The sequence below is a fragment of the Streptomyces sp. NPDC020917 genome (assembly GCF_044333795.1).
GTDB lineage: Bacteria > Actinomycetota > Actinomycetes > Streptomycetales > Streptomycetaceae > Actinacidiphila.
The window spans coordinates 606,718-632,021 of record NZ_JBIRRR010000002.1 but is presented as its reverse complement, the minus strand read 5'-3'; the positions used below and the strand labels follow the sequence as shown (position 1 = coordinate 632,021).

The following is a 25,304-nucleotide window of genomic DNA, read 5'->3' as shown; positions in this document are numbered from 1 at the left end:
GTCCGCGCCCTGACGCGGGCGGCCCGCCTACTGCCAGGCGCTCCCGGTCAGCTGCTCGTACGCCTCCACGTAGCGCGCGCGGGCCCGCTCGACGACCTCGGCCGGCAGCGGGGGCGGCGGCTGCTCGCTGTGGCGGTCCCAGCCGGACGCCTCGGACGTCAGCCAGTTGCGGATGATCTGCTTGTCGAACGACGGCTGGGCGTGGCCCGGCTCCCACGCGTCGGCCGGCCAGAACCGCGACGAGTCCGGCGTCAGCACCTCGTCGGCGATCACCAGGGTGCCGCTGTCGTCGTAGCCGAACTCGAACTTGGTGTCGGCCAGGATGATCCCGCGGTCCCGGGCCACGTCACGGCCGCGGGAGTAGACGGCCAGGGTGGTCTGCCGCAGCTGCGCGGCGGTCTCGGCGCCGACCTGCCGGGCCACCTCCTCGTACGACACGTTCTCGTCGTGCTCGCCGACCGCGGCCTTGGTGGCCGGGGTGAAGATCGGCGCGGGCAGCTCGGAGCCGTCCACCAGGCCCTCGGGCAGGGCGAGCCCGCACACGGTGCGGTGCGCGTCGTACTCCAGCAGGCCCGAGCCGGTCAGGTAGCCGCGGGCCACGCACTCCACCGGCACCATCGACAGCGGGCGGCACACCATGGTGCGGCCCTCCCAGTCGGCCGGCGCGCCCTCGGGCACGTCGGTGGAGATCACGTGGTGCGGGACGAGGTCGGCGAGCTGGTCGAACCACCACAGGGACAGCTGGGTCAGGATCCGGCCCTTGTCGGGGATCTCGGTCGGCAGCACCCAGTCGAAGGCCGAGGTGCGGTCGCTGGCGACCATCACCAGCTCACCGGCCTCGTTCCGGTACAGCTCGCGCACCTTCCCGGTGTGCAGGTGGACGAGACCCGGCACCTGGACGGGCTCGGGCTTGTCGACGAATCCGGACATGGGTGTCCTCCCCACTCGGTGGCTCGGTACCCGATTCTCGCGCACGTCGGAACGGGTGGCGCGCACGGGAGGGGTCAGACGTGCTTGCAGATGCGGTCGAGGAGGTTGGCGGTGGCCCGCTGGATCCGCGCGTCGACATGGCCGGGGCGGTCCAGCGCCGGGGACCAGGCGAAAGTGCCGGACGCGAAGACGTACGCGCCGCTCGGCGCCCGGTACAGCGACGTCTCCTGGTGGGCGCGGCGGCCGTCCGCCCCCTCGTACGGGGAGTGCGCGAGCAGGATCCGCTCGGTGCACTCCGGCAGCGGCACCCGCGGGAAGTAGTGGTCGGCCTCGCCCGCGACCAGGCCGGGGATCTCGTCGCCCTCGCCCGCGCCGGTCGCCTCCCACAGCCAGTGGTCCGCGTTGCGGACCACCAGCGGGGACGGTTGCGGAACCCTTCCTGCATACTGCACGCCCAGCAGAAGCTGTTCGGGGCTGCCCTGGTCGCGCCACAGCGCGGTGCGCCCGGGGGAGGCGCCACGGCGCTTGCGGCACGACAGCAGGCGGTCCCGGTCGCCGGCCGGCGACGGTGCGAGGTCCACCTGCCAGTACATGGTGTTGGCGGACAGGAACACCAGCGAGGTGCCGCGCTCGCGCGCCGCCTCCGCGGCCCGGCGCATCGGCGGCGACCAGTACTCGTCGTGCCCGGGGAAGACCAGGCCGCGGTACCGGCTCGGGTCGACGCGGCCCGCGTGCAGGTCGCGTGCGTCGGCGTAGGCCAGGTCGTACCCGTAGCGCTCGGCGAACCGCACGAAGTCGTAGGCGTGGCCGATGTGCAGGGGCAGGCCGGCGCCGGCGTACGGGCGGTCGAAGGACACGGTGGTGGCCGCCTCCTCCTCGCCCAGCAGCCGGCCCTCGCCGTCCCACGCGTGGTAGAGGCTGGCGCCGGTGCGGCCGTCCTCCGGGTAGAGGTTGTACGCCTGCCAGGTGATGTCGGGCAGCAGCAGGAGCAGGTCGGCTCGCGCCTGCAAGTCCCGGACGGTGAAAGGGACATGGCTGCGGTAGCCGTCCACGGTGGTGAGCACCGCCACATACGCGCCGGGCCGCCAGTCCGGCGGGACCTGGAGCCGCCACGACTGCCACCAGTGGTGGCAGGAAACGGTCCGTCCCGCGGCCAGCGGCGCGGGCTGGGCGATCCCGGACAGCCGGGGGCTCGCGGACACCTGGGCGGCGCCGTCACCGCCGTAGTGGCCGATCCGGTAGACGTCGACCGTGAACTCCTGGGGCGGGTCGACGGTGATCCGGAAGTCGATCGCCCCGCCCGGCGCGACCGCCCCCTCGGCGGCGAAACCCTTGATCTGCCGGCGCACGTCGTCCGCGGTCCGCGGACCCGGAAGGTGCGGCCTGCTCGGTGACTTGCCGCTGCTCACGGCCAGGTCGACGTACCACGGGACGACCTGGCCGTCGTCGTCCAGGTACTGCGGCGCACCGCGCAGCCAGGGCAGCGGGCCCTGTCCGAACGGGTCCGACACCCCGTGCGCGAGCGCACCCGACTCCCACCGCCGAATCTGCCCCACCGCCATCGCACCCCTCCCTCCCCACTCCGCATCGCCTCCCTGAGAGCCACGGAGCAAGGATGCGGCCTGCCCCCTCAGCACATCACACAAAGCTGTGCGATGGTCACGGTTCGTGGCGTTTCCCGGGGCTAATTTGCCTACGCAGTGCGTGGTTTCGGCCAGGGGCGCGAGAGGGCGACCGCCGTTCGCGCGCGCGTACGACCTCTGCGGGCCGAGGCCGCCGTGAACGGGCTGCCGGAGTGTCAGCCGAGGCGGAGCGCGGCCTCGACGGGGACGCCGGTCGTGGCGAGCCACTCGCGCAGCGGTGCAGGATCGCCGTGCTCGATCACGCGCAGCACCGGGCCGGCCAGGTCGGTGCGGCGGGTGCCGGAGATCAGCAGGGCGGGCCCGTCGAGCCAGTCCAGCCCGGGGCGGGCGCCCGCGGAGTCCAGGGCCGCGCAGCACACCACCGCGCCGAGATGGTCGGCGAGCAGCTCGCGGCCGGTGCGCGGAGGCACCAACTCGCCCATCGGACCGGGTGCTGCCGCACTCCCCCGGCTGCCGACGGCCGCGTCGAGACGGGCGGCCAGCTCCTCCGTCGAGCCGGACGTGAGCCGGCCCAGCACTCCCGCCAGCGTCACCTGCCCGGCGCTCTCCCCGACCAGCACGCCCCTGCCGCGTCCGGACACCGGCGACAGGGCCGGTGCGGCGGAACGTGTCTGGGCCTCGCCCAGCACCCGTATCAGCCGTGCCGCGTCGGCCCGCCAGATCCGCTCCACGACCTCTTCGGGGTAGCGCGCCCAGCTGACCGGGGCCCAGCCGGGGCCCGCCCGCCCGGGACCGCCGTGGAACAGCCGCGCGGCCAGCAGGGAGACGGCCTCGTCCACCGCGCCCGGCTCCTCCAGCAGGTCGCAGGCCGGCCGCTCGCCGAGCCGCGACTCGAAGCCCTCGGCCAGCCGGTCCCGCCGGGACAGCTCGGTCAGCGCGGCCACCACGCCCGCGTCCAGCCGGGCCGGCCAGCGGCCGATCCGCCAGGCGGGCAGCGCGACCCGGGTCAGCAGCCGGTCCCAGCCCGCATAGGCCAGACCCACCTGCTCCTGGGCCACGATCCGCAGCCCGTAGTCCACCGCCTGGGCCCGCTCCGACGCCGCCGCGGCCACCCCGCGCTCCATCTCACCCGCGTGCACCCGGCAGCCGCGCAGCAGCAGCCGCGCCGTACGGCCGAGCAGCGCGTACGCCGGACGCAGCAGCCGCGAGCGCCCGGTGGCCGCCACGCCCGCGGCCTTGTCCAGACCGCGGAGGAAGCGGCGCGCGGCCGCTATCTCGGGATCGGCGGCGGCACCGGTGCCGGCGACCACCGGCGCGAGCAGCGCCCGCAGTTCGGCGATCCGCATCCACCACAGAAAGGGCGAGCCGATGACCAGCACCGGGCCCGGCAGGCGTCCCGGCCGGCCGTCCCCCGGCTCCAGCCAGCTGTCGCAGTCCGGCGTCAGCTCTATCGCCGCGGGCGCCGGCACCTGGAGGCGGTCCGCCAGATCGCGGACCATGCGGTAGAGGTCGGGCGCCGCGGATTCGGCGAGCGGCACGGTGGGGCCGGGCGCCGGCCTGGCGCGCAGCATCACCGCCGCGAACGCGGCGGCCGCGGCCAGTACGACGAGGGCGGCCGCGGTCACGCCCCAGCACGCGCCGTCCCACCCCTGGCCGAGGTGGCCGGTGGCGGAGGCGACCTGCAGGACGATCGCGGCGGCGGCGGGCAGCAGGGCCGCGGCGAGCGCGGTGCCGCGGATCCGCAGCACCGACAGCGCGCGGGCCCGCGCAAAGGCTTCCCCTGCTTCTCCGGCCATCGGCGGTTCACCCCCAGCGCCAGCGGTGACCGCCCCGGTGACGGCCTTCTCCCCACTGTCGCACCGCCCACCGACATCGCAATGCCGTACGGCTGATTGCCGCAATGTCCCTGCGGTGCGCTTCCCGGGCACCATAGTTGGCACCCGGGAGTAGGTCAGCCTTATGGCCGAGCCATCACTCCTTGGAGTGGCTTTCCCCACCCCCTCCCCCCGGGCACCCCATGCCTTCTCGGGCCCCTGCCCGCACACTCCCCCACCTCCCGCGCCCCTGACGGCAACCCGGGTGCCCCCGTGGGCTACATCGCCGAGTGCGGCGCCGTCGTCGCTGGTCGCGCAGTTCCCCGCGCCCCTACGGCATCCGGGGTGCCCGCGGGGGTGGTTTGCCGTCGAGCGGTCCGCTCGGGCTGGTCGCGCAGTTCCCCGCGCTCCTGGAGCATCGCCCCTCCGGGGCGGGCATCCGGGGTGCCCCCGGGCCGCCGCTGCCGGGTGCCGCGCCGTTGTGGCTGGTCGCGCAGTTCCCCGCGCCCCTACGGCATCCGGGGTGCCTGCGGGGGTGGTTTGCCGTCGAACGGTCCGCTCGGCCTGGGCGCGGAGTTCCCCGCGCTCCTGGGCATCGCCCCTCCGGGGCGGGCATCCGGGGTGCCCCCGGGCCGCCGTTGCCGGGTGCGGACCGGTTGTGGCTGGTCGCGCAGTTCCCCGCGCCCCCCGACTACCTCCCGCAGACGGGGGCCGGCCTGGGAGGGGACGGTGCGGGAGTGTCCCCGCAGGAACTGTGCATACGCCCGGGCAACCCTATGGAAAAGGTGCACGCACAGTTCCGAGGAGACACTCCCGTGGCGGCCCCGACCCCACCCACCGAAGGTGCACCGAAAGGGGCGCGGGGAACTGCGCGACCAGGCGGGACGAGACCCGCGCACGGCAAAGCACCCGCGGGGGCACCCCGGAAGCCGCAAGGGGCGCGGGGAACTGCGCGACAAGCCCAGACGAGACCAGCAGACGGCCGGCCAGGCCGGGAGGCAGCCCGGGGGCCGGGGCGCCGGACTACCAGGAGGTGGAGGTGGAAGGCCTCAGGGGGAGCACAAAGATCAGAGGCCCGCGGCCTCGGCCGCGATGTCACGACGGTGGTGGCTACCCTCGAGCCCGAGCCGATCGACCGCACGGTACGCCCGCTCCCGAGCAGCCCCGAGCTCAGCCCCCGTCGCCGTCACGGAAAGCACCCGCCCGCCCGCCGACACGACCCGCCCGTCGTCCTCCCGCCGCGTCCCCGCATGCAGCACGTACGCGTGCTCGTCCTTCTCCGCGACCTCGTCGAGACCCGTGATCACGTCCCCGGTCCGCGGCGTGTCCGGGTAGTTGTGCGAGGCGACGACCACCGTCACCGCCGCGCCCTCGCTCCACCGCAGCTCGGGGAACGCCGCGAGCTGCCCGGTCGCCGCGGCCCGCAGCAGCGCCGCCAGCGGGGTGCGCAGCCGCGCCAGCACGACCTGCGTCTCGGGATCGCCGAAGCGCGCGTTGAACTCGATCACCCGCACGCCGCGCGAGGTGATCGCCAGCCCGGCGTAGAGCAGGCCGGCGAACGGCGTGCCGCGCCGCCGCATCTCGTCGACCGTCGGCTGCAGCACGCTCCGCTCGACCTCGGCGACCAGCCCGGCGTCGGCCCACGGCAGCGGCGAATAGGCGCCCATGCCACCGGTGTTGGGACCCTCGTCGCCGTCGAGGGCGCGCTTGAAGTCCTGTGCGGGCTGCAGCGGTACGACGGTCCGGCCGTCGGTCACCGCGAACAGCGACACCTCGGGGCCGTCGAGGAACTCCTCGATCACCACCCGTCCGGTGGGCTCGCCGTCCCCGGCGCCCGCCCCCACGCACGCCAGCGCGTGCGCCCGCGCCGCCGCCTCGTCGGAGGTGACGACCACGCCCTTGCCTGCGGCCAGTCCGTCGTCCTTGACGACGTACGGCGCACCGAAGGCGTCCAGCGCCGCGTCGATCTCCTCGGGCGTGGTGCAGACGTAGCTGCGCGCGGTCGGCACGCCCGCGCCGGCCATCACGTCCTTGGCGAACGCCTTCGAGCCCTCCAGGGCCGCGGCCTCCCGCGACGGCCCGAAGCAGTCGATGCCGCGCTCGCGCACCGCGTCGGCGACGCCGGCGACCAGCGGCGCCTCGGGCCCGACGACCACGAGGTCCGCGCCGAGCGCGACCGCGAGGTCGGCGACGGCGGCACCGTCCATGATGTCGACGGGGTGCAGTTCAGCGACCTCGGCGATTCCGGCGTTGCCGGGCGCGCAGTGCAGCGACGTCACGTCGGGGTCGAGGGAAAAGGAGCGGCACAGGGCGTGTTCGCGGGCACCGCCGCCGATGACAAGGACGTTCACGCGCACCAGGGTAGTGGGCGGTGTGCGCGGCGGCCGCCGTCACTCTTTCGAGTGACCGCGGAAAGCGGCCTATACCTGATCACGCAGCCCGTACGGGCGGACTTCCCCCGATCCGATCCCCGCGCTCAGCCGTTCGGCGGTAAGAAGGGAACTTCGCACCGGGCCGGCGGGCAGAGCCGCCGCAAGGTCGTGTGTCGTCCCAGGGAGTACGCAGTGAGCCAGCCGGACAAGTTCCCCGATGAGGCACCTCGTGAGGAGCCTCCGCGGCAGGCACTGCACCACCAGCACGAGGACCTGCGGGCGCTGCCGTTCCCGCTGGGTGACTGGGGCGAGCCGGCCGAGCGCCTGGAGGAGCTGTACCGCTGGTCGGAGGAGGGCGCGCTGCGCACCGCCGACTGGTACCTGCAGGACCGCCTCGGCAAGCGCCGCGCGGCCAGGACGCTGCGGATCGCGGCCGCCTGCCTGGTCACCGCGGGTGCGGTGCTGCCGCTGGTGGAGCTGGCGGACGGCCCGGACACCGCCGCGGCCTGGGGCTACCTGGCGCTGCTGCTGGCCGCGGTCTGCGTGGCGTTCGACAAGCTGCTCGGCCTGTCCTCGGGCTGGATGCGGGACGTGGCCACGGCCCAGGCGGTGCACCGGCGCCTGGAGGTCCTGCGGTTCGACTGGGCGTCGGAGAGCGTCCGGGAGGTGCTGGGCCCGACCGAGGGGACGGCGGCGGAGGCCGCCGAGCGCTGCCTGGCGATCCTGCGCCGCTTCTGCGAGGACATCGCGGACCTGGTCCGCCTGGAGACCGCGGACTGGATGCTGGACTTCGGCGCCCGGAGCGCGGCCGCGCCGCTGCGCACCCAGTCCGCCGCGTGGTGGCCGTCGCGCCAGGACTCCCCCGCCCCCCGCCTGGCCCACCCCAGCACCCGCCCCACCATGCCGCGCCAGCGCCCCCCGGAGACCCCCCGCTGACGCGTGCCGCACCGGCGGCCCGGGAGCACCATCTGCCGGGCGCCGGCCGCCGTCACTCCTCCCGTCCACCGTCCGCGTGCTGCTCGGCGCCACCGGCCGGGGCCGGGGCGTCCGGCTCGGCCTTCGCGTAGAGGACGTCGCGGGCCTGCTCCGCGGCGCGGGTGATGCTCTCGGAGATGAAGTCGAGGAAGCGGGCGATGTTCTCCAGCCGGACGGCGGCCGGGGTGCCGGGGCCGAGGACGCCCACGCCCTCCCGCGCGGTCGCGACGAGCAGGTCGGTGGACCGGGCGCTGGCCATCATCGACTGGTACCAGACGTCGTCGTCGACGATGTAGCGCTCGCGGCGCCCTTCGTCGCGTTCCCGGCGGACCAGGCCCTGGCTCTCCAGGAAGGTGACCGCCTTGGAGACGGACGCCGGGCTGACCTGGAGGCGCCGGACGAGTTCGGACGCGGTGAGGCTGCCCTCGTCGGTGGTGTAGAGGCTGGTCAGCACCCGGCACATCATCTTGTTCGACAGGCCCGTCTGCATGAGGACGTCGCTGAACGCCTCCTCGTACGCGTGCACCGCGTCGGCGTCCCGCCCGTGGGGCTGCGGTTGCGTCCCGGGGTCGCGGGGCGCGGCCTGCCGGTTGCGGTGGGAGCGGCGTTCGGTGGCGCGGTGGGCGAGGTCGGCGCGGTAGGCGGTGGGGCCGCCGTTGCGCATGACCTCGCGGGTCACGGTCGAGGTCGGGCGGTCGAGCCGGCGGGCGATCTCCGCGTAGGCGAGGCCGTCGGCCAGCCCCAGCCCGATCTGCCGGCGTTCCTGCTGGGTGAGCCTGCCTCCCGGCATCGCATCCTCCTCCGTCGTTCCCTGGTGCGTGCAGGGTAGCGTTCACGCTCAATTCATTGCAACGAGCAACTCCCCCACCATTGCGTTCTGGTCAGCACCATTGCAACACTTTCGCTCGATCTACCTGCACCGATGCCAGTTTCACGCAACGCATCCGTTGCCAGATCCTTGAACGCAACGTAGCGTTTCCCTCATCGGAAACAACGGATCCAAGGAGTGCACGATGCAGAAGTTCGACACCCCCGCCCCCGTCGCCGCCGTCCTCGACGTGCCCGCGGGACGCATCCGGCTCATCGCCGCCGACCGGGCCGACACCGCGGTGGAGGTCCTGCCGGCGGACCCGGCCAAGAGCCGCGACGTGCAGGCGGCCGCGGACACCGCGGTGGTCTTCGCCGAGGGCGTGCTGCGGGTCGAGGTGCCGCCGGCGAAGAACCGGATCCTGGGCCCGAGCGGGTCCATCGAGGTCACCGTCCAGCTGCCGGCCGGCTCGCGGGTCGAGGTGAAGGCCGCCAGCGCCGAGGTTCGGGGCGTGGGACGGCTCGGCGACGTGGAGGTCCAGGGGCACCAGGGCGTCATCAAGCTCGACGAGACCGCGGGCGCCCGGTTGAGCGTCCAGGCCGGCGACGTCACCGTCGGGCGGCTGGGCGGCCCGGCGGAGATCAGCACCATGAAGGGCGACATCCGCGTCACCGAGGCGGTGTCCGGTGCGGTCGTCCTGCGAACCGAGTACGGCGCCATCGAGGTCGGTGCCGCCCGCGGGGTCTCCGCGTCGCTCGACGCCGGGACCGGCTACGGCCGGATCGACAACGCCCTGGGGAACGCCGACGGCGCCGCCGGCCTGGCCATCCGGGCGACCACCGGCTACGGCGACATCACCGCACGCAGCCTGTGATCCGGTCGACGGCCTGCACGGTGACGGCCGGTTCGGTCACCGCGGCGACGGCACAGCGCATGTGCCTCGCCGCGGTGGCCCTCGGGCTCAGCTGAAGACGATCATCGAGCCCTGGCCCAGGCTGCGGGTCGCGGCGGCGTGCAGGCCGAGCCAGACGTGGTGCTCGCGGGAGAACGGGCCGTCCGCGGGCAGCGGCGGGGAGAGCGCGGGCTCTTCGAGGGTGGTGTGGCGGTCCGGCGGCGCGGGCGCGGCCGGCGGGTTGGCCGGGTCGATGCCGATGGCCGGCGCCACGAACTCCAGCTCCCGCAGCAGCCCATGACTGGAGCCCAACGGCCCGCCGCCCTCAAGGAGTTCGTCGTTGACGACGGGGTGCGGGAAGTCCAGCGGGACGTACGCGCCCGCGTGGTCGTAGTGCCACACCAGGTGGGAGCGCTGGGCCGCGCCCTCGAACATCTCCAGCAGCTGCTCGTAGTCGCCGCCGAGCGCGTCGACCGGGGTGACCTCCAGGCCCTGCAGGCTCAGCAGGTAGGCGCGGCGCAGGAAGTGCAGCGCGTCGTAGTCGAAGCAGGCCACCGGCGCGACGTCGCCTGACAGGCCCGGCATGTAGCTGTAGACCGGGATCGGCGGCTGCCCGGCGTCGCTCAACGCCTTGTCGTACCGGGCCAGTTCCTCGGAGAAGGGGTTTTCCGGACTGTGGCAGAGCACGTCCACGAGCGGCACCAGCCACAGGTCGCAGGCCACGAACACTCCATCCGGTCGGGGGCGTACAGCGTAGTTCGCGCGGACGGCTCACGTCAGCGCCGCCACGGGCGGTCAGGGGTGCACGGGGGCGACTTTCTCGACGAGTGCGCGGGTGTGGGCGTGGTAGTCGAGGGTGAGGCGGCGGGCGGTGGCGGTGTCGCGGGCGGCCACCGCGTCGACCAGCGCCACGTGGTCGGCCCAGCAGACCCCGGCGAGGTCGGGCACGGCCCGCAGGTGCGGCACGGCGTAGATCCAGGTCTGCACCCGCAGCCGGTCGAGGAACTCGCAGATGTGCGGGTTGCCGCTGATCGCCGCGAGCTCCCGCCAGAAGCGCAGGTCGCAGCCGATCAGGATGTCCAGGACGCCGGTCCGGGCGGCGCGGGCCGCCTCCTCGGCACGGCGCCGCACCGACGCGAGGGCGTCGGCCGGGACCTCGCCCATGCCGTGCTCGGCCATGAACCGGAACGCGGCCTCGACCACGAACGCCCGCGCCTCGCTGAGCGAGCGGAAGTCGTCCGCGGTGATCAGCCGGACCCGGAAGCCGCGGTGCTGCTCGACCTCCAGCAGGCCCTGGGCCGCCAGGTCCACCAGCGCCTCGCGGACCGGGGTCGCCGAGACCCCGTAGGTCTCGGCGATCTCCTTGACCGTGAAGTGCCGGCCGGCCTCCAGCCGCCCGGTGAGCACCTCGTCGCGCAGGGCGTCGGCGATCTGCTGGCGCAGGCTGCTGCGCCGTACCGGCGATCCGCCGCCGTCCGGCATGCACTCGTCCTCTCGCGCGTCCGCTCCCCCGCCCCGTGACCGTCCGACCACGCCGGGGATGACCCCGCACACCATAGGCGAGGGCCGCCCGCGGATGTGCGAAGCTCAGCCCAACGCTCCGCCGATCCGCAGGCCGGGGGGCGTGCTCGCCCGCCGGCGCACCCGTCCGCACCGCCCCGGCCGAGGTACTGGCGGCGTACCCGTCCGCGCCGCACCGCCCGCGCCGGTCAGCTCATCGCGGCCGCGGTGTGGCGGTCCGCGACGCTCAGCGCCTCGTCGAGCAGGGCCAGGCCCTCCTTCGCCTCGGCCACGGAGATCGTGCACGGCGGGACGACGTGCGTCCGGTTCATGTTCACGAACGGCCACAGCCCCGACCGCTTGCACGCGGCGGCGAACTCCGCCATCGGCGCGTTGTCCGCGCCCGCCGCGTTGTACGGCACCAGCGGCTCGCGGGTGATCTTGTCCCTGACCAGGTCGAGGGCCCAGAAGACGCCGAGGCCGCGCACCTCGCCGACCGAGGGGTGGCGCTCGGCGAGGTCCCGCAGGCCGGGGCCGAGCACGGTCTCGCCGATGTGCGCGGCGTTCTCCACGATCTTCTCGTCGCGCATCGCGTGGATGGTGGCGACGGCGGACGCGCAGGCCAGCGGGTGCCCGGAGTACGTCAGGCCGCCGGGGTAGGGGCGGGTGGCGAAGGTCGCCGCGATCCGCTCGGAGATCGCGACGCCGCCGAGCGGCACGTAGCCCGAGTTCACGCCCTTGGCGAAGGTCATCAGGTCGGGCACGGCGTCCCAGTGGTCGGCGGCGAACCAGCGGCCGGTGCGGCCGAACCCGGCCATCACCTCGTCGAGGATGAAGACGATCCCGTACCGGTCGCACAGCTCGCGCACCCCGGCCAGGTAGCCGTCCGGCGGGATCAGCACGCCCGCGGTGCCGACGACGGTCTCCAGGATGATCGCGGCGATGGACTGCGGGCCCTCGAAGGCGATCAGCTGCTCCAGGTGCTCCAGCGCGCGCTGGCACTCCTGGGCCTCGTCGGCGGAGTGGAACTGCGAGCGGTAGAGGTACGGGCCCCAGAAGTGCACGACCCCGGCGGAGGCGGTGTCCGAGGCCCAGCGGCGCGGGTCACCCGTGAGGTTGATCGCCGCGGAGGTCGCGCCGTGGTAGGAGCGGTAGGCGCTGAGCACCTTGGGGCGGCCGGTGTGCAGCCGGGCCATCCGCACCGCGTTCTCCACCGCCTCGGCGCCGCCGTTGGTGAAGAAGATCTTGTCGAGGTCGCCGGGGGTCAGCTCGGCGATCAGCCGCGCCGCCTCCGACCTGACGTCGATGGCGAACGCCGGCGCGAACGTGGCGAGCCGCGCTGCCTGCCGCTGGATCGCCTCGACCACCCGCGGGTGCTGGTGACCGATGTTGGTGTTCACCAGCTGGGAGGAGAAGTCCAGGTAGCGGTTTCCGTCGTAGTCCCAGAAGTACGAGCCCTCGGCTCCGGCCACGGCCAGCGGGTCGATGACCTCCTGTGCCGACCAGGAGTGGAAGACGTGGGCGCGGTCGGCCGCCTTGACCGCGGCCCCGGTCTCGGGGTCGGCGACGGGCGCACCGGGGACGGTCACGGCGGGCTGAGCAGGCGGAGGGGTCATGGATCCAGGCTAGGGAGGGCCGCGCGGAACGGCACGCGGCAGCCTGTATGGCGCGGGCCCGCCGCGGCGACACGCTGTCAAGGACGCGGGAGCCGCCCCGCGGGCGCCCCTGATCCTCGGCATGGCGGTGGACCGGTACGTGCCGCACCCCGCGTGACACGGCCGGTGCGACGCGGCGCTCCGGCACCGGGGCGCGTCAACCGGCGTTCGTACGCTTATTCTTCGGCCGTACGAGTGTGGGGACGGACGCCCGCGCCGGCAGAGACGGGGGCCATCGATGGACGAGCTTCGGGCTGACGACCCGCGGTGGATCGGCTCGTACCGGCTGCTGGGCCGGCTCGGCACCGGCGGCATGGGCCGGGTCTTCCTCGCACGCTCCGAGCGCGGCCGCACGGTCGCGGTGAAGCTGGTCCGCGCCGAACTGGCCGAGCAGGAGGAGTTCCGCAGCCGGTTCCGCCGCGAGGTGCACGCCGCCCGCCGGGTCGGCGGCCGCTGGACCGCGCCGGTGCTCGACGCCGACACCGAGGCGGACGTGCCGTGGGTGGCCACCGGGTACGTCGCGGGCCCCTCGCTCCAGCAGGTCGTCGCCAAGGACCACGGCCCGCTGCCGGAGTCCTCGGTACGCGTGCTGGCCTCCGGTCTCGCCCACGCGCTCGCCGACATCCACGCGGCCGGCCTGGTCCACCGCGACCTCAAGCCGTCCAACGTGATGATCACCATCGACGGGCCCCGGGTGATCGACTTCGGCATCGCCCGCGCCCTGGAGACCGTCGCGGACGGTGCCGGCGGCGACGGCACCCTCACCTACACCGGGGCGATGGTCGGCTCGCCCGCGTTCATGTCGCCCGAGCAGGTGCGGGGCGACCGCGTCACGCCGGCGTGCGACATCTTCTGCCTCGGCTCGGTGCTGGCCTACGCGGCCACCGGACTGCAGCCGTTCGGCGCGGCCTCCAGCGGGGTGCACGCCCAGATGTTCCGCATCGTGCAGGAGCCGCCCGACCTGGACGCGGTGCCGGAGGGCCTGCGCGACCTGGTCGCCGCGTGCCTGGCCAAGGATCCGCTGGAGCGGCCGTCGCTGGACGAGGTCCAGCAGCGCCTCGCCGCCGGCGGCACCGGCGACGGCTCCGGGGCACTTGGTACGTCCGGTGAGCCGTGGCTGCCGGGCGGGATCGTCGCGCAGCTGGGACGGCAGGCGGTGCGGCTGCTGGAACTGGAGGCCGCGGAGACGGGGTCGCTGCCCGTGGTCACCATGGCGGCGGCGGAGGCCGCGACCCGCGTCCAGGACACCGTGCAGCCGTCCGGTGCGGGCACCACGTACTCGCCGACCGTCGTCGGGGCCGCGCGGACGTCCGTGCAGCCCGGCGCCGCGACGCCGCCCGCGCCCCTGCAAATGCCGCCGCCCGGGCCGCCCGTCGTGCCCGCGGCGGCGCGCCCCGAGCCGGTCCGGCGCAAGCGGCGCGGCACGCTCGTCGCCGTCGTGGCCCTGCTCGCGGTGATCGCGGGCGGCACGACGGCCCTGGTGGCGCTGCGGTCCGGCGACCACGGCAGCGCGAGCAAGGGGGGCGGGACCCACCCTTCGGCGGCCACACCGACCGGCCAGGCGCCCACCCCGTCCACCTCGGTGACCTCGGGCGCCGCCGGCGGCGACGGGACCGTCCCCGCCGACCTCGTCGGCACCTGGCACGCCGCCTTCAGCAGCGGGCAGGGCGGCGAGGACAACCGCACGCTGACCATCCACCCGGACGGCTCGGTGGAGCTGACCGGGGACGGCGCCTCCTACGACTGCGCCTGGTCGATGCACGTCACGTCCGCCGGGCCGCCCACCGCGCTGAGCCCGTCGCAGGTCACCCGCGGCGAGCCCGCGGGCGCGTGCCTGCCGGGCGAGCAGACCTCGCTCACCCTGCTCGACCCCACACACCTGCGCCGCGACAACGTGGACTCGGGCAAGACGCCGCTGACCTACGAGAAGGTCGGCTGACGACCGCCCGAACGCGGACCTGCCCGGCGCGTCGGACGCGCCGGGCAGGCTGGTGAGCCGGCCGTGGCCGGGCCGTGGCGACGGCCTAGAGGAACGAGTTGACCTCGATCGTCTCGGTGCGGCCGGGGCCGACGCCGATCGCCGAGATGGGCGCGCCCGACATCTCCTCGAGGGCCTTGACGTACGCCTGCGCGTTCTTCGGCAGGTCGGCGACGGTCTTGGCCTTGCTGATGTCGTCCGACCAGCCGGGCAGGTACTCGTACACCGGCTTGGCGTGGTGGAAGTCGCTCTGGTTGTACGGGAGTTCCTCCACGCGCCGGCCGTCGATCTCGTAGGCGACGCAGACCGGGATCTGCTCCCAGCCGGTGAGGACGTCCAGCTTGGTGAGGAAGAAGTCGGTCAGGCCGTTCACCCGGGTGGCGTACCGTGCGATGACCGCGTCGAACCAGCCGCAGCGCCGGTTGCGGCCGGTGGTGACACCGAACTCGCCGCCGATGGTGCGGAGCTTCTCGCCGTCCTCGTCGAGGAGTTCGGTCGGGAACGGTCCGGAGCCCACACGCGTTGTGTACGCCTTGAGGATGCCGATCACCCGGGTGATCTTGGTGGGGCCGACGCCGGTTCCGGTGCAGGCGCCGCCGGAGGTCGGGTTGGACGACGTGACGAAGGGATAGGTGCCGTGGTCGACGTCGAGGAGCGTGCCCTGCCCGCCCTCCATGAGCACGACCTTGCCCTCTTCCAGGGCGTTGTTCAGCACCAGCGTGGTGTCGGCGACGAAGCCCCTGATCTGCTCGGCGTAGCCGAGGTACTCCTCGACGACCTGGTCGGTGCTGATCGCCCGCCGGTTGAAGATCTTCACCAGGATCTGGTTCTTGTCCTGCAGGGCCGCGTCGACCTTCTGCCGGAGGATCGATTCGTCGAACAGGTCCTGGACCCGGATGCCGACGCGGTTGATCTTGTCGGCGTAGGCGGGACCGATGCCGCGGCCGGTGGTGCCGATCTTGCGCTTTCCGAGGAAGCGCTCCGTCACCTTGTCGATGGTCTGGTGATACGGCGTGATCAGATGGGCGTTACCGCTGATCAGCAGCTTGGAGGTGTCGACGCCGCGCTCGTTGAGACCGCTCAGCTCGGAGAGCAGGACCGCGGGGTCGACGACGACACCATTGCCGATCACCGGAACACACCCCGGTGACAGGATTCCGGAGGGGAGGAGATGCAGTGCGTACTTCTGGTCGCCCACGACGACCGTGTGGCCGGCGTTGTTGCCGCCCTGGTAACGCACCACGTAGTCCACTGAGCCACCGAGCAGGTCGGTGGCCTTCCCCTTGCCCTCGTCACCCCACTGAGCACCGAGCAGCACAAGTGCGGGCACAGGCGTACACCCCTTCCGGGCGGGGCATGTCCAACGTGCAGAGAGCCGTCGAACCTGCCCCGGAATAGACGAAGCCCCTGACGCAACGGCGCAAGGGGCTCTTGCACCGAGATTTTACCTGAGGAAGGACCAAGGTGTCGGCTCACGTTCCGGCCGGACATTCCCTGCTCGTCGTCGTCGACCCCGCGGCTCGCGCTGTCGACGGCGAGTCCGTGCGGATCGCCAGGGACGTGCTGTGTGCGGGGGCGGCCTCGCTGAAGATCGTTCTGCCGGAATCCGCGGCGGAGGCGGAGCACGCGCTGGTGCACCGCGGACGGCGGCATCCGGTGGTGCTCGGCGACGACGCGGCGCTGCTGCGCACGGTGCGGGTGCTGTACCGCGACCGGGCGCTGCGCGAGGCGCCGGTCTCGGTGGTGCCGATCGGCCCGCGCTCCACGCTGGTCCACGCGCTGGGCGTGCCCGACCAGGTGCCCGCGGCGGCCCGCGCGGTCCTCGACGGCCAGGAGCGGGAGCTGGACCTGCTGGTCGACGACAGCGGCGGCATCGTCCTCGGCACGCTGAGCATCCCCTGCGGCACGCCGGTCGCGCACACCGCCGCGCACTGGTGGACGCCGGTGGAGAAGACCGCCCGCTCCCTGGTGCGCACCCTGACCTCGCCGATCCCGGTCAACGGCCAGCCGGCGCCGCGCCAGCAGCGGCTGCGGGTGGAGGCGGACGGGGTGGTGCTGGCGGACCTGGACCGGCCGGTGCACGAGGTGTCGGTGCGCACCGCCCCGGCGGGCCTCGCCGAGATCTCGGTGCGCCACAGCCAGGGCGCCGCCCACGTACGGGCAAGGGCCCGCAGCGTCACCGTCTCCGGCCGCGACTTCCGCTACCGGGCGGACTCCGCGATCACCGGCCCGGTGCGCTCGCGCACCTGGACGGTGGAGCCGTCGGCGTGGCGGTTGACGGTGCCGAAGTAGGCGGCTGCCCGCGCCGCACGGGTGGGCGCCCGGTTCAGCGGGCCGCTTTGTGCTCCTGCCAGCGCTCCATCATGCTGTGCAGCTCCTTCTGCAGGAACGCGAAGAACTCCGCGCTCTGGGCCAGCCGGCGGCCGGCCGCGGTGTCCGCGCCGATCGCCGCGATGCCGCTGTTCAGGGCGTTCTCCCAGCGCACCAGCACCGCGTCGCGGCGGGTGAACGTCTCGAACCACTGGTCCTCGTGCAGCCGGTAGCGCTCGCGGCGGGAGCCGGGGTCGCGCTCGCGGGCGAGCAGGCCGACCTGGGCGAGGTAGCGCACCGCGCCGGACACCGCGGCCGGGCTGATCTGCAGCCGCTCACCGAGTTCCGCCGAGGTCAGCGCGCCGTCCTCGGAGGCGAGCAGCGCGGAGAACACCCGGGCGGGCATGCGCGGCATGCCGGCCTCGACCATCTCCGCGGCGAAGCGCTCGACGAAGGCCATGACCTCCTGCTGGCGCGGGGGCTGTTCGATCATGCGCGGCCTCCCCGTCGTGTCCACCGCAGTGTAAAGCGGATCACTTGATTCGCAGACTTCACAAATTTGTGAAACCAGCGTACGTTCGCAGCCATGGACGGGGCAATCACCGTGGCCGGGCTGCGCAAGCGCTTCGGCCGTACTCAGGCACTGGACGGGCTCGACCTGTCCGTCGGCACCGGCGAGGTGCACGGCTTCCTCGGGCCCAACGGCGCGGGCAAGTCCACCACGATCCGGGTCCTGCTCGGGCTGATCCGCGCGGACGGCGGCAGCGCTACGCTCCTCGGCGGCGACCCCTGGCGGGACGCGGTGCCGCTGCACCGCCGCCTCGCGTACGTCCCGGGCGACGTGACGCTGTGGCGCAACCTCAGCGGCGGCGAGATCATCGACCTCTTCGCCCGGCTGCGCGGCCGCCCCGACGACGGCCGCAAGCGCGACCTGCTGGAACGCTTCGCGCTCGACCCGACGAAGAAGGGCGGCGCCTACTCCAAGGGCAACCGCCAGAAGGTGGCGCTCGTCGCGGCCTTCGCCTCGGACGCGGAACTGCTGATCCTGGACGAGCCGACGTCCGGGCTCGACCCGCTGATGGAGGAGGTGTTCCGCGGCTGTGTGCGCGAGGCCCGGGACCGCGGCGCGACGGTGCTGCTCTCCAGCCACATCCTCAGCGAGGTGGAGGCGCTGTGCGACCGGGTGAGCATCGTGCGCCGCGGCCGCACCGTCGAGTCCGGCGCGCTGAGCGACCTGCGCCATCTGACCCGCACCGCGGTCACCGCGGAGGTCACCCGGGTCCCCGATGGCCTGGAGGCGCTGCCGGGCGTCCACGACCTGGTGGTCGACGGCGACCGCATCGGCCTCCAGGCCGACAACGACACACTCGACGCCCTGCTGCACGCCCTGGCCGGCGCGGGCGTCCGCTCCCTCACCAGCCGCCCGCCGACGCTGGAGGAGCTGTTCCTGCGGCACTACGAGTCCGAGGACGGCGCCGCGCCGGACGCACCGGCCCAGGACCAACCGGCACAGCGTGAGCGGCCGCAGGACGGCACCGCGCCGGCCGGCCTCCCCCCGAAGGCAGCGCGATGAGCGCCGTCGCCGGCACCGGCACCCTCACCAAGCTCGCGCTGCGCCGCGACCGCCTGATGATCCCGGGCTGGCTCTACGCCCTGGCCGCCTCGGTCGTCGGCAGCGCCGCCAGCTTCCGCTCGCTCTACGGCGAGCAGGCGCAGCGCGCCGACCTGGCCCGCAGCATGAACGCCACCGGACCGCTGCGGGCGCTCTACGGCCCGGTCTACGACTGGAACGGCATCGGCGCCCTCACCGCCTGGCGGATGGGCGTGCTCGGCGCGGCGCTGGCCGGCCTGATGAGCATCCTGCTGGTCGTCCGGCACACCCGCGACGAGGAGGAGAGCGGCCGCCAGGAGATGCTCGGCGCGACCGCGATCGACCGGCGGGCTCCGCTGACCGCGGCCCTGTCCGCCGCCGCGACCGCCAACGCCGCGATCTTCGCGGTGATCGCCGCCGGCATGGCGGTGCTCGGCCAGCCGCCGGCCGGCTCGGTGGCCCTCGGCCTGCAGATCGCCGGCGGCGGGCTGATGTTCGGCGCGATCGCGGCCGTCACCGCGCAGGTCACCGAGAGCGCCCGGCTCGCCAGGGGGCTGGCCGGCGCGGTGCTCGGCGCGGCGTTCCTGCTGCGCGGCGCCGGGGACGCCGCGTCCGTCGACTCCGGCTCCGCCGCGGTGTGGGCGTCCCCGCTGGGCTGGCTGGAGCACCTGCGGCCGTACGACACCGGCGGGGAGTCCTGGTGGGTGCTGCTGCCCACCGCCGCGCTGACCGCCGCGGCCGTCGCCGCCGCGTACACGCTGGCCGCGCGCCGCGACTGCGGCGCGGGCCTGCTGCCGTCGCGCCCCGGTCCCGCGGCCGGCGCGCGCCGGCTGAACGGGCCGTTCGCGCTGGCCTGGCGGCTGCAGCGGGGCGCGGTCTACGGCTGGGCCGCGGGCCTGGCCGTCGCGGGTGCGGTCTACGGCTCGGTCACCCGCTCGGTCGGCGATCTGATCGGCGACAACGCGCAGGTGAACGACCTCATCGAGCGGATGGGCGGCCACCAGGGCCTGACCGACTCGTTCCTGGCCATGTCGATGGGCCTGCTCGGCACCACGACCGGCGTCTACGCGGTGCAGAGCGTGCTGCGGCTGCGCGGCGAGGAGAACGGCCTGGGCGCCGAGGCGGTCCTGGCCCACCCGGTGGGCAGGCTGCGCTGGGCGGCGAGCCACCTGGCGCTCGCCGTGCTGGGTCCCGCGGTGCTGCTGGCGGTGGCCGGTGCGGTGATGGGCCTGATCTACGGCACCGCCGTCAGCGACATCGGCGGGCAGGTCCCGCGGCTGGCCTTCGCGGCGGTGGCGCAGGCGCCGGGCGTGTGGGTGCTGGCCGGGCTCGGCACCCTGCTGTTCGGGCTGCTGCCGCGGGCGGCCCCCGGCACCTGGGGGCTGCTCGCCCTGTTCCTCGCGCTGGGCCAGCTCGGCCCGGTGCTGCGGGTGCCGCAGGCGGTGATGGACCTGTCGCCGTTCACGCACCTGCCGGGGCTGCCCGGCGGCCACTCGGACCGCGTCCTGCCGCTGTCGGCGACGCCGTACCTCTGGCTGCTGCTGGTGGCGGCCGCGGCCTTCGCGGTGGGCCTGGCCGGGCTGCGCCGCCGCGACCTGGCGGCCGGCGCCTGACGCGCGCGGGCCCCGGCACCGCTGGGGTGCCGGGGCCCGCGGCCGGACGGTGGTGCGGCGGCGTCACCAGGAGACGAGCAGCTCCTCGGGCCCGCGGATGACGTACCCGGGCCGCCAGAGCGGCTCCTCGACCAGCCGCATGCCGGGCGCCTCGCGCAGCAACGTCCCGAAGGACGCGGCGAGTTCGAGGCGGGCCAGCGGCGCGCCCAGGCAGTAGTGGATGCCGGCACCGAAGGACAGGTGCTTGTTGTCCGCGGCCGGGCGCGTCACGTCGAACCGGTCGGGGTCGGTGAAGCGGGCCGGGTCGCGGTTGGCCGAGCCGAACAGCAGCGCCACCTCGGAGCCGCGCGGGATGACCGTGCCGTCGATCTCGATGTCGTCCAGCACCCACCGCTCGAACATCTGCAGCGGGGTGTCGTGGCGGAGCATCTCCTCGATGGCGTCCCGCAGCCGCTCCGGCGCGTCCAGCAGCAGCCGCAGCTGGTCGGGGTGGTGGAAGAGGTCCAGCCAGCCCAGGACCGTGGTGTTGACGGTGGCCTCGTGCCCGGCGTTGAGCAGCAGCACGCAGGTGGAGATCATCTCCTGTTCGCTGAGCACGTCCCCGCCGTCGTGCGCGGCGATCAGCGCGCTGATCAGGTCGGTGCCGGGCTCGCGGCGCCGGACGGTGATCAGCTCGCGCAGGTAGGCGGAGAACTCCTCGCTCGCGCGCACCGCGGCCCGCGCGGTCTCCTCGCCCGGATTCAGCTCGAACATGCCGGTGATCGCCGCCGACCAGGGCCGCAGCAGGGCGCGGTCGGCCGGCGGGACGCCGAGCATCTCGGCGATCACCGCGACCGGCAGCGGCTCGGCGACCCGCGCCAGCAGGTCGCCGCCGCCGTCCGCGTACAGCGACTCGATCAGCTCGCCGGCCAGCCGCTGCACGGTCGGCGCGAGGTCCTCCACCATCCGCGGCGTGAACGCCTTGGAGACCAGCCGCCGGATCCGGGCGTGCGCGGGCTCCTCCAGGTCGAGCATCCCCTCGCCGTTGAGCCTGGTGAACGGCTCGTGCTCGGGCGGCGGCGCCTGGCGGCCGAACTCCTCGTGGGTGAAGCGGTGCAGATAGGTGCGCCCGAGCCGGCGGTCGCGCAGCAGCGCGCTGACGTCGTCGTGGTGCGGGATCAGCCACTGGTCGGTGGGCGCGAAGTAGTGCGCCCGGCCGGCCTCCCGCAGCGCCGCGTACGCGGGGTACGGGTCGGTGACGAAGGCGCCGTCCCAGGGCCGGAACAGGTCGGTGGGCGCGCCGGCCGCGGCGGGCGTGCCGGTGGAGCCGGGGGTGCCGGTGGAGCCGGGGGTGTGGTGCGTGGTCATGGCAGCTCGATCAGTCCGTGTTCCCGCAGGTAGTCCATCTGTGCGCGGACCGACAGCTCGGCGGCGGGCCACAGCGAGCGGTCGACGTCGGCGTACACGTGCGCCACCACGTCGGCGGCGGAGCGCAGGCCCGCCTCCACGGCGGTCTCGACCTGCGCCAGTCGGTGGGCGCGGTGCGCGAGGTAGAACTCGACGGCGCCGCGCGCGTCATCGAGCACCGGACCGTGGCCGGGCAGCACGGTGTCCACGCCTCCGTCCACGGTCAGCGCCTGCAGCCGGCGCAGCGAGTCCAGGTAGTCGCCGAGCCGGCCGTCGGGGTGGGCGACGACGGTGGTGCCCCGGCCGAGGACCGTGTCGCCGGTCAGCACGGCGCCGTCGGCGGGCAGGTGGAACGACAGCGAGTCCGCGGTGTGCCCGGGTGTCGGCAGCACCCGCAGCTCCAGGCCGCCGGTGGTCACCGTGTCGCCCGCGGTCAGCCCCTCGTCGCCGAGCCGCAGCGCCGGGTCCAGGGCACGTACCGAGGTGCGGGTCAGTTCGGCGAACCGGGCGGCGCCCTCCGCGTGGTCGGGGTGGCCGTGGGTGAGCAGGGTCAGCGCGATCCGCTTGCCGAACCCCTCGGCGGTGGCGACCACGTTCACCAGGTGCGCCTCGTCCAGCGGGCCCGGGTCGACGACGACGGCCAGGTCCGAGCCGGGCTCGGAGACGATCCAGGTGTTGGTGCCGTCGAGCGTCATCGGCGACGGGTTGGGGGCCAGCACGCACAGCGCGCGGGTGGTCGCCCATCCGCCGACGGCCGCCTGCGGGCGGCCGGGCTGCGCGGACGGTGCCGCCTGCGCGGGCCGCCCTCCCCGCCCCGGCCGTCCCGGCCCGCCCGGCGGCGTCACCGCGGTCACCGGCCCTCACCCGCCGCGTCCGGCGCCTCGGGCGCGTCCACCGGCTTGCCGGCGCGCGCCGGCTCGGCCGCCCTGCCGGGCGTCCCCGCCTTCACGACCTTGGTGAACTCGTCGTGGCCCGGCCAGGTGAGCAGCACGTCGCCCGCCTCGTCGAGCTCCGCCCGCGCGAGCACCGGAGCCAGGTCGCGGCCGGGGGCCGCGGCCAGCGCCGCGTCGGCGGTGGCGTACGGCAGCAGGTCGCGCAGCATCGTGATGGTCGGCGGCAGCATCACCATCTCGCCGGTGCCGTAGCCCTCGACGCCCTGGCTGGGCGGGAGCCACACGGTGCGGTCGGCCTCGCCCGACACGTCGCGGGTGCGCTGGCCCTCGGGAAGGCGGGCCAGGAAGAACCAGGTGTCGTAGCGGCGCTCCTCGAACTCCGGGGTGATCCACCGGGCCCAGGGGGCCAGCAGGTCGGAGCGCAGCGCGAGCCCGCGGCCCGCGAGGAAGTCGGCGAAGCCCAGCTCGCGGACGACCAGCGCCTGCCGGTCCCGCTCCCAGTCCTCGCCGGTGGTGTCGGCCACCACCGTGCCGTCCTGCGGTCCGGCGAGCAGCACGCCCGACTCCTCGAACGTCTCGCGGACCGCCGCGCACACCACGGCCTGCGCCCGCGCCTCGGGCACGCCGAGCACCGATGCCCAGTGGGCGGGTCCGGGCCCGGCCCAGCGGACCTCGCGCTCGTCGCGCGGGTCGACGCCGCCACCGGGGTAGGCGTAGGCGCCGCCCGCGAAGGCCATCGAGGTGCGGCGGCGCAGCATGTGCACCAGCGGCTCGCCGTCCTGGCCGTCGCGCAGCAGCAGCACGGTCGCCGCCGCCCGGGGCGTCACCACGTCCAGCTCGCCGCGGGCCAGCGCCCGGATCCGCTCGGGCCAGGCCGCGGGGAACGCGGAGCCGTCCATCGAGGTCATGCCCCGAAGGCTACCGGCTCGCCTCACGGCGAGTCCGCCCCGCAAATCCCCGTATATCGGGCTTTCCGGCAGGGCGGAACGCCGTACCTCCCGGGCGGGCCCGCCGGGGCGGACACCTGACATCACGCCAGGTCGGCCCGCAGATGCGCCGGCCGCGGGGATCCCGCAGCGGGTCCCTCCCGCGCGACCGCCAGCCGAGCGGCGGGCGCGCCCCGCGGGACGCCGCGGCCTACGGCTCCAGCTCGACCTGGATCTCGACCTCGACCGGCGCGTCCAGCGGCAGCACCGCGACGCCGACCGCGCTGCGCGCGTGCACGCCCTTGTCGCCCAGCACCTCGCCGAGCAGCTCGCTCGCGCCGTTGACCACCGCCGGCTGGCCGGTGAAGTCCGGCGCCGAGGCGACGAAGCCGACGACCTTGACGACCCGCGCGATGCGGTCGAGGTCGCCGGTGACCGAGCGGACTGCCGCCAGCGCGTTGAGCGCGCACACCCGCGCCAGGTCGTACGCCTGCTCGGCGGTGACCTCGGCGCCGACCTTCCCGGTGGCCGGCAGCTTGCCGTCCACCAGGGGCAGCTGCCCGGCGGTGAAGACGTAGGCACCCGAGCGCACGGCGGGCTGGTAGGCCGCCAGCGGCGGGACCACGTCCGGCAGCGTCAGGCCCAGCTCGGCGAGCTTGGCGGCGACGGTGCCGCTCACGCTTCCTTCTCCCGCTTGAGGTACGCCACCAGCTGCTCCGGGTTGTTCGGGCCCGGCACGACCTGCACCAGCTCCCAGCCGTCCTCGCCCCAGGTGTCGAGGATCTGCTTCGTCGCGTGCACGAGCAGCGGCACGGTCGCGTATTCCCACTTCTTCGCCATACGGCGACTCTAGTGCCTGCACCGCCTGCTCCCGGGCCGCCCTGCCCCGCGCCACCCGCGCCGAGCGCCGACCGCTCGAGTGGCGGGCCCGTCGAATGGTTAGGCTCGCAAGGTGAGCCCTCAACAGTCATCCGCGGCCAGGCTGCACATCGTGACCGGCAAGGGCGGCACGGGGAAGACCACGGTCGCCGCCTCCCTGGCGCTCGCCCTCGCCGCCGAGGGCCGCCGCGTGCTGCTGGCCGAGGTCGAGGAGCGGCAGGGCATCGCCCAGCTCTTCGAGACCGAGGCGCTGCCGTACGAGGAGCGGAAGATCGCGTCCGCGCCCGGCGGCGGCGAGGTGCACGCGCTGGCCATCGACGCCGAGCTGGCGATGCTCGACTACCTCGACATCTTCTACAAGCTCGGCCGGGCCGGCCGGGCGCTGAAGAAGCTCGGCGCGATCGACTTCGCGACCACCGTGGCACCGGGCATCCGGGACGTGCTGCTCACCGGCAAGATCCGCGAGGCGGTGCGCCGCAAGGACCAGGCCGGCTGGCCGGTGTACGACGCGGTGGTGCTCGACGCGCCGCCGACCGGCCGCATCACCCGCTTCCTCAACGTCAACGACGAGGTCGCCGGACTGGCCAGGGTCGGCCCGATATACAACCAGGCGCAGTCCGTGATGGCCGTGCTGAAGTCCTCGCAGACCGCCATCCACCTGGTGACGCTGCTGGAGGAGATGCCGGTCCAGGAGACGGTGGACGGCGTGGCGGAACTGCGCGCCGCGGGCCTGCCGGTAGGCGCGGTCATCGTCAACATGGTCCGCCCGGTGCTGCTCTCCGACGCCGAGCTGACCCACGTGGCGGACGGCCCGCGGCGCACCGCGGTCGCCAAGGCCCTGTCCCAGGCGGGCCTGGGCGGCGCCCGGCGCGGCGGCCTGGCCGAGCGCCTGGTCGACCCGCTGCTGGCCCAGGCGCAGGAGCACGCCGAACGGGTGGTCCTGGAACGCGAGCAACGCGCGGAGATCAACGGCCTCGGCCTGCCCGTACGGGAGTTGGAGCTATTGCCGGACGGCGTCGACCTCGGCGGCCTGTACCGGCTGGCGGAGAGCCTGCGCAAGCAGGCGGTCGCGCCGCCGGCCGGCAGCCACGGCCGGGCCGCGGCGGGCGGCAACGGGAGGGACAGCGCGGACGGCTCGGACCGCGCCCAGGACGGTGCGGACGGTGCGGCGGATGACGACACGGACGGCGAGGTCTGAC

General features: G+C 74.5%; 22 protein-coding genes. 7 read left to right on the top strand and 15 right to left on the bottom strand.

The window, feature by feature from the left end; all coding sequences use genetic code 11:
* Positions 1–27: 27 nt before the first annotated feature.
* From ACH4TG_RS06900 to purD, 4 genes are all read right to left on the bottom strand, one after another.
* Entirely contained in the window at positions 28–930 is a 903-nt protein-coding gene (locus ACH4TG_RS06900) for a phosphoribosylaminoimidazolesuccinocarboxamide synthase (protein WP_398241086.1), read from the bottom strand.
* Between the two features lie 74 nt (positions 931–1,004).
* Positions 1,005–2,492 (bottom strand): N,N-dimethylformamidase beta subunit family domain-containing protein, encoded by a 1,488-nt coding sequence (locus ACH4TG_RS06895; RefSeq protein WP_398241085.1) that lies wholly within the window; start codon positions 2,490–2,492, stop codon positions 1,005–1,007.
* A gap of 236 nt (positions 2,493–2,728) precedes the next feature.
* Positions 2,729–4,309, bottom strand: coding sequence for a hypothetical protein (locus ACH4TG_RS06890; RefSeq protein WP_398241084.1), 1,581 nt, complete (start codon positions 4,307–4,309; stop codon positions 2,729–2,731).
* A 1,085-nt stretch (positions 4,310–5,394) separates the two neighbouring features.
* Positions 5,395–6,678: a phosphoribosylamine--glycine ligase gene (gene purD / locus ACH4TG_RS06885; protein WP_398241083.1), complete on the bottom strand. Its 1,284-nt coding sequence runs from the start codon at positions 6,676–6,678 to the stop codon at positions 5,395–5,397.
* 213 nt (positions 6,679–6,891) lie between these two features.
* On the opposite strand from purD, the gene ACH4TG_RS06880 reads away from it, so the two are divergent.
* Positions 6,892–7,635 (top strand): SLATT domain-containing protein, encoded by a 744-nt coding sequence (locus ACH4TG_RS06880; protein WP_398241082.1) that lies wholly within the window; start codon positions 6,892–6,894, stop codon positions 7,633–7,635.
* 52 nt (positions 7,636–7,687) lie between these two features.
* Here the strand turns inward: ACH4TG_RS06880 and ACH4TG_RS06875 are convergent, their stop codons facing one another.
* Positions 7,688–8,464, bottom strand: coding sequence for a helix-turn-helix domain-containing protein (locus ACH4TG_RS06875; RefSeq protein WP_398241081.1), 777 nt, complete (start codon positions 8,462–8,464; stop codon positions 7,688–7,690).
* A 223-nt stretch (positions 8,465–8,687) separates the two neighbouring features.
* Between ACH4TG_RS06875 and ACH4TG_RS06870 the strand changes: the two genes are divergently transcribed.
* Positions 8,688–9,356, top strand: coding sequence for a DUF4097 family beta strand repeat-containing protein (locus ACH4TG_RS06870; protein ID WP_398241080.1), 669 nt, complete (start codon positions 8,688–8,690; stop codon positions 9,354–9,356).
* Positions 9,357–9,443: 87 nt separating this feature from the next.
* On the opposite strand, the gene ACH4TG_RS06865 is transcribed toward ACH4TG_RS06870, so the two are convergent.
* The 3 genes from ACH4TG_RS06865 to ACH4TG_RS06855 all read right to left on the bottom strand — a co-directional run bounded on the left by ACH4TG_RS06865 (position 9,444) and on the right by ACH4TG_RS06855 (position 12,490).
* On the bottom strand, positions 9,444–10,097 hold the full coding sequence (locus ACH4TG_RS06865) for a hypothetical protein (protein WP_398241079.1): 654 nt from the start codon (positions 10,095–10,097) through the stop codon (positions 9,444–9,446).
* 72 nt (positions 10,098–10,169) lie between these two features.
* Positions 10,170–10,856, bottom strand: a complete 687-nt coding sequence (locus ACH4TG_RS06860; protein WP_398241078.1) for a GntR family transcriptional regulator — start codon at positions 10,854–10,856, stop codon at positions 10,170–10,172.
* A gap of 227 nt (positions 10,857–11,083) precedes the next feature.
* On the bottom strand, positions 11,084–12,490 hold the full coding sequence (locus tag ACH4TG_RS06855; protein ID WP_398241077.1) for an aspartate aminotransferase family protein: 1,407 nt from the start codon (positions 12,488–12,490) through the stop codon (positions 11,084–11,086).
* Between the two features lie 277 nt (positions 12,491–12,767).
* Here ACH4TG_RS06855 and ACH4TG_RS06850 point away from each other — a divergent pair, with 277 nt between their 5' ends.
* Positions 12,768–14,468, top strand: coding sequence for a serine/threonine-protein kinase (locus ACH4TG_RS06850; protein ID WP_398241076.1), 1,701 nt, complete (start codon positions 12,768–12,770; stop codon positions 14,466–14,468).
* Positions 14,469–14,553: 85 nt separating this feature from the next.
* Here the strand turns inward: ACH4TG_RS06850 and ACH4TG_RS06845 are convergent, their stop codons facing one another.
* Positions 14,554–15,837, bottom strand: coding sequence for an adenylosuccinate synthase (locus ACH4TG_RS06845; protein WP_398241075.1), 1,284 nt, complete (start codon positions 15,835–15,837; stop codon positions 14,554–14,556).
* Positions 15,838–15,971: 134 nt separating this feature from the next.
* Between ACH4TG_RS06845 and ACH4TG_RS06840 the strand changes: the two genes are divergently transcribed.
* The gene (locus ACH4TG_RS06840) at positions 15,972–16,799 is read left to right on the top strand and encodes a diacylglycerol kinase (protein ID WP_398241074.1); all 828 of its coding nucleotides are present in this window, start codon (positions 15,972–15,974) and stop codon (positions 16,797–16,799) included.
* A 34-nt stretch (positions 16,800–16,833) separates the two neighbouring features.
* Here the strand turns inward: ACH4TG_RS06840 and ACH4TG_RS06835 are convergent, their stop codons facing one another.
* The gene (locus tag ACH4TG_RS06835) at positions 16,834–17,310 is read right to left on the bottom strand and encodes a GbsR/MarR family transcriptional regulator (RefSeq protein WP_398241073.1); all 477 of its coding nucleotides are present in this window, start codon (positions 17,308–17,310) and stop codon (positions 16,834–16,836) included.
* Between the two features lie 93 nt (positions 17,311–17,403).
* On the opposite strand from ACH4TG_RS06835, the gene ACH4TG_RS06830 reads away from it, so the two are divergent.
* Together ACH4TG_RS06830 and ACH4TG_RS06825 are read left to right on the top strand one after the other, a co-directional pair.
* Positions 17,404–18,390: an ATP-binding cassette domain-containing protein gene (locus tag ACH4TG_RS06830; RefSeq protein ID WP_398241072.1), complete on the top strand. Its 987-nt coding sequence runs from the start codon at positions 17,404–17,406 to the stop codon at positions 18,388–18,390.
* Positions 18,387–20,021: an ABC transporter permease gene (locus ACH4TG_RS06825; RefSeq protein WP_398241071.1), complete on the top strand. Its 1,635-nt coding sequence runs from the start codon at positions 18,387–18,389 to the stop codon at positions 20,019–20,021. The genes ACH4TG_RS06830 and ACH4TG_RS06825 overlap by 4 nt, the downstream gene beginning before the upstream one ends.
* Before the next feature lie 63 nt (positions 20,022–20,084).
* Here ACH4TG_RS06825 and ACH4TG_RS06820 read toward each other — a convergent pair whose 3' ends face one another.
* From ACH4TG_RS06820 to ACH4TG_RS06800, 5 genes are all read right to left on the bottom strand, one after another.
* Positions 20,085–21,368 carry a cytochrome P450 gene (locus tag ACH4TG_RS06820; RefSeq protein ID WP_398241070.1) on the bottom strand — a complete coding sequence of 428 codons (1,284 nt, stop codon included), beginning with the start codon at positions 21,366–21,368 and terminating at the stop codon, positions 20,085–20,087.
* Positions 21,365–22,252 carry an MBL fold metallo-hydrolase gene (locus ACH4TG_RS06815; RefSeq protein WP_398241203.1) on the bottom strand — a complete coding sequence of 296 codons (888 nt, stop codon included), beginning with the start codon at positions 22,250–22,252 and terminating at the stop codon, positions 21,365–21,367. The genes ACH4TG_RS06820 and ACH4TG_RS06815 overlap by 4 nt, the downstream gene beginning before the upstream one ends.
* A gap of 5 nt (positions 22,253–22,257) precedes the next feature.
* Complete coding sequence (locus tag ACH4TG_RS06810; protein ID WP_398241069.1) at positions 22,258–23,208, bottom strand: NUDIX hydrolase; 951 nt, start codon at positions 23,206–23,208, stop codon at positions 22,258–22,260.
* A 229-nt stretch (positions 23,209–23,437) separates the two neighbouring features.
* A complete protein-coding gene (locus tag ACH4TG_RS06805; RefSeq protein ID WP_398241068.1) occupies positions 23,438–23,905 on the bottom strand; it encodes a RidA family protein in 468 nt (155 codons plus the stop codon).
* Positions 23,902–24,066, bottom strand: a complete 165-nt coding sequence (locus ACH4TG_RS06800; RefSeq protein WP_356387187.1) for a DUF4177 domain-containing protein — start codon at positions 24,064–24,066, stop codon at positions 23,902–23,904. Before ACH4TG_RS06800 ends, ACH4TG_RS06805 begins: the two co-directional genes overlap by 4 nt.
* Before the next feature lie 112 nt (positions 24,067–24,178).
* Here ACH4TG_RS06800 and ACH4TG_RS06795 point away from each other — a divergent pair, with 112 nt between their 5' ends.
* Positions 24,179–25,303, top strand: coding sequence for an ArsA-related P-loop ATPase (locus tag ACH4TG_RS06795; protein WP_398241067.1), 1,125 nt, complete (start codon positions 24,179–24,181; stop codon positions 25,301–25,303).
* Position 25,304: the final 1 nt, after the last annotated feature.

Excerpts from the sequence above, each read along its gene's own strand:
- ACH4TG_RS06830 (WP_398241072.1), top strand. The coding sequence starts at position 17,404 with ATGGACGGGGCAATCACCGTGGCCGGGCTGCGCAAGCGCTTCGGCCGT.
- ACH4TG_RS06820 (WP_398241070.1), bottom strand. The coding sequence starts at position 21,368 with ATGACCACGCACCACACCCCCGGCTCCACCGGCACCCCCGGCTCCACC.
- ACH4TG_RS06825 (WP_398241071.1), top strand. The coding sequence starts at position 18,387 with ATGAGCGCCGTCGCCGGCACCGGCACCCTCACCAAGCTCGCGCTGCGC.
- ACH4TG_RS06890 (WP_398241084.1), bottom strand. The coding sequence starts at position 4,309 with ATGGCCGGAGAAGCAGGGGAAGCCTTTGCGCGGGCCCGCGCGCTGTCG.
- ACH4TG_RS06810 (WP_398241069.1), bottom strand. The coding sequence starts at position 23,208 with ATGACCTCGATGGACGGCTCCGCGTTCCCCGCGGCCTGGCCCGAGCGG.
- ACH4TG_RS06895 (WP_398241085.1), bottom strand. The coding sequence starts at position 2,492 with ATGGCGGTGGGGCAGATTCGGCGGTGGGAGTCGGGTGCGCTCGCGCAC.
- ACH4TG_RS06855 (WP_398241077.1), bottom strand. The coding sequence starts at position 12,490 with ATGACCCCTCCGCCTGCTCAGCCCGCCGTGACCGTCCCCGGTGCGCCC.
- ACH4TG_RS06860 (WP_398241078.1), bottom strand. The coding sequence starts at position 10,856 with ATGCCGGACGGCGGCGGATCGCCGGTACGGCGCAGCAGCCTGCGCCAG.
- ACH4TG_RS06875 (WP_398241081.1), bottom strand. The coding sequence starts at position 8,464 with ATGCCGGGAGGCAGGCTCACCCAGCAGGAACGCCGGCAGATCGGGCTG.
- ACH4TG_RS06850 (WP_398241076.1), top strand. The coding sequence starts at position 12,768 with ATGGACGAGCTTCGGGCTGACGACCCGCGGTGGATCGGCTCGTACCGG.
- ACH4TG_RS06835 (WP_398241073.1), bottom strand. The coding sequence starts at position 17,310 with ATGATCGAACAGCCCCCGCGCCAGCAGGAGGTCATGGCCTTCGTCGAG.
- ACH4TG_RS06900 (WP_398241086.1), bottom strand. The coding sequence starts at position 930 with ATGTCCGGATTCGTCGACAAGCCCGAGCCCGTCCAGGTGCCGGGTCTC.
- ACH4TG_RS06800 (WP_356387187.1), bottom strand. The coding sequence starts at position 24,066 with ATGGCGAAGAAGTGGGAATACGCGACCGTGCCGCTGCTCGTGCACGCG.
- ACH4TG_RS06870 (WP_398241080.1), top strand. The coding sequence starts at position 8,688 with ATGCAGAAGTTCGACACCCCCGCCCCCGTCGCCGCCGTCCTCGACGTG.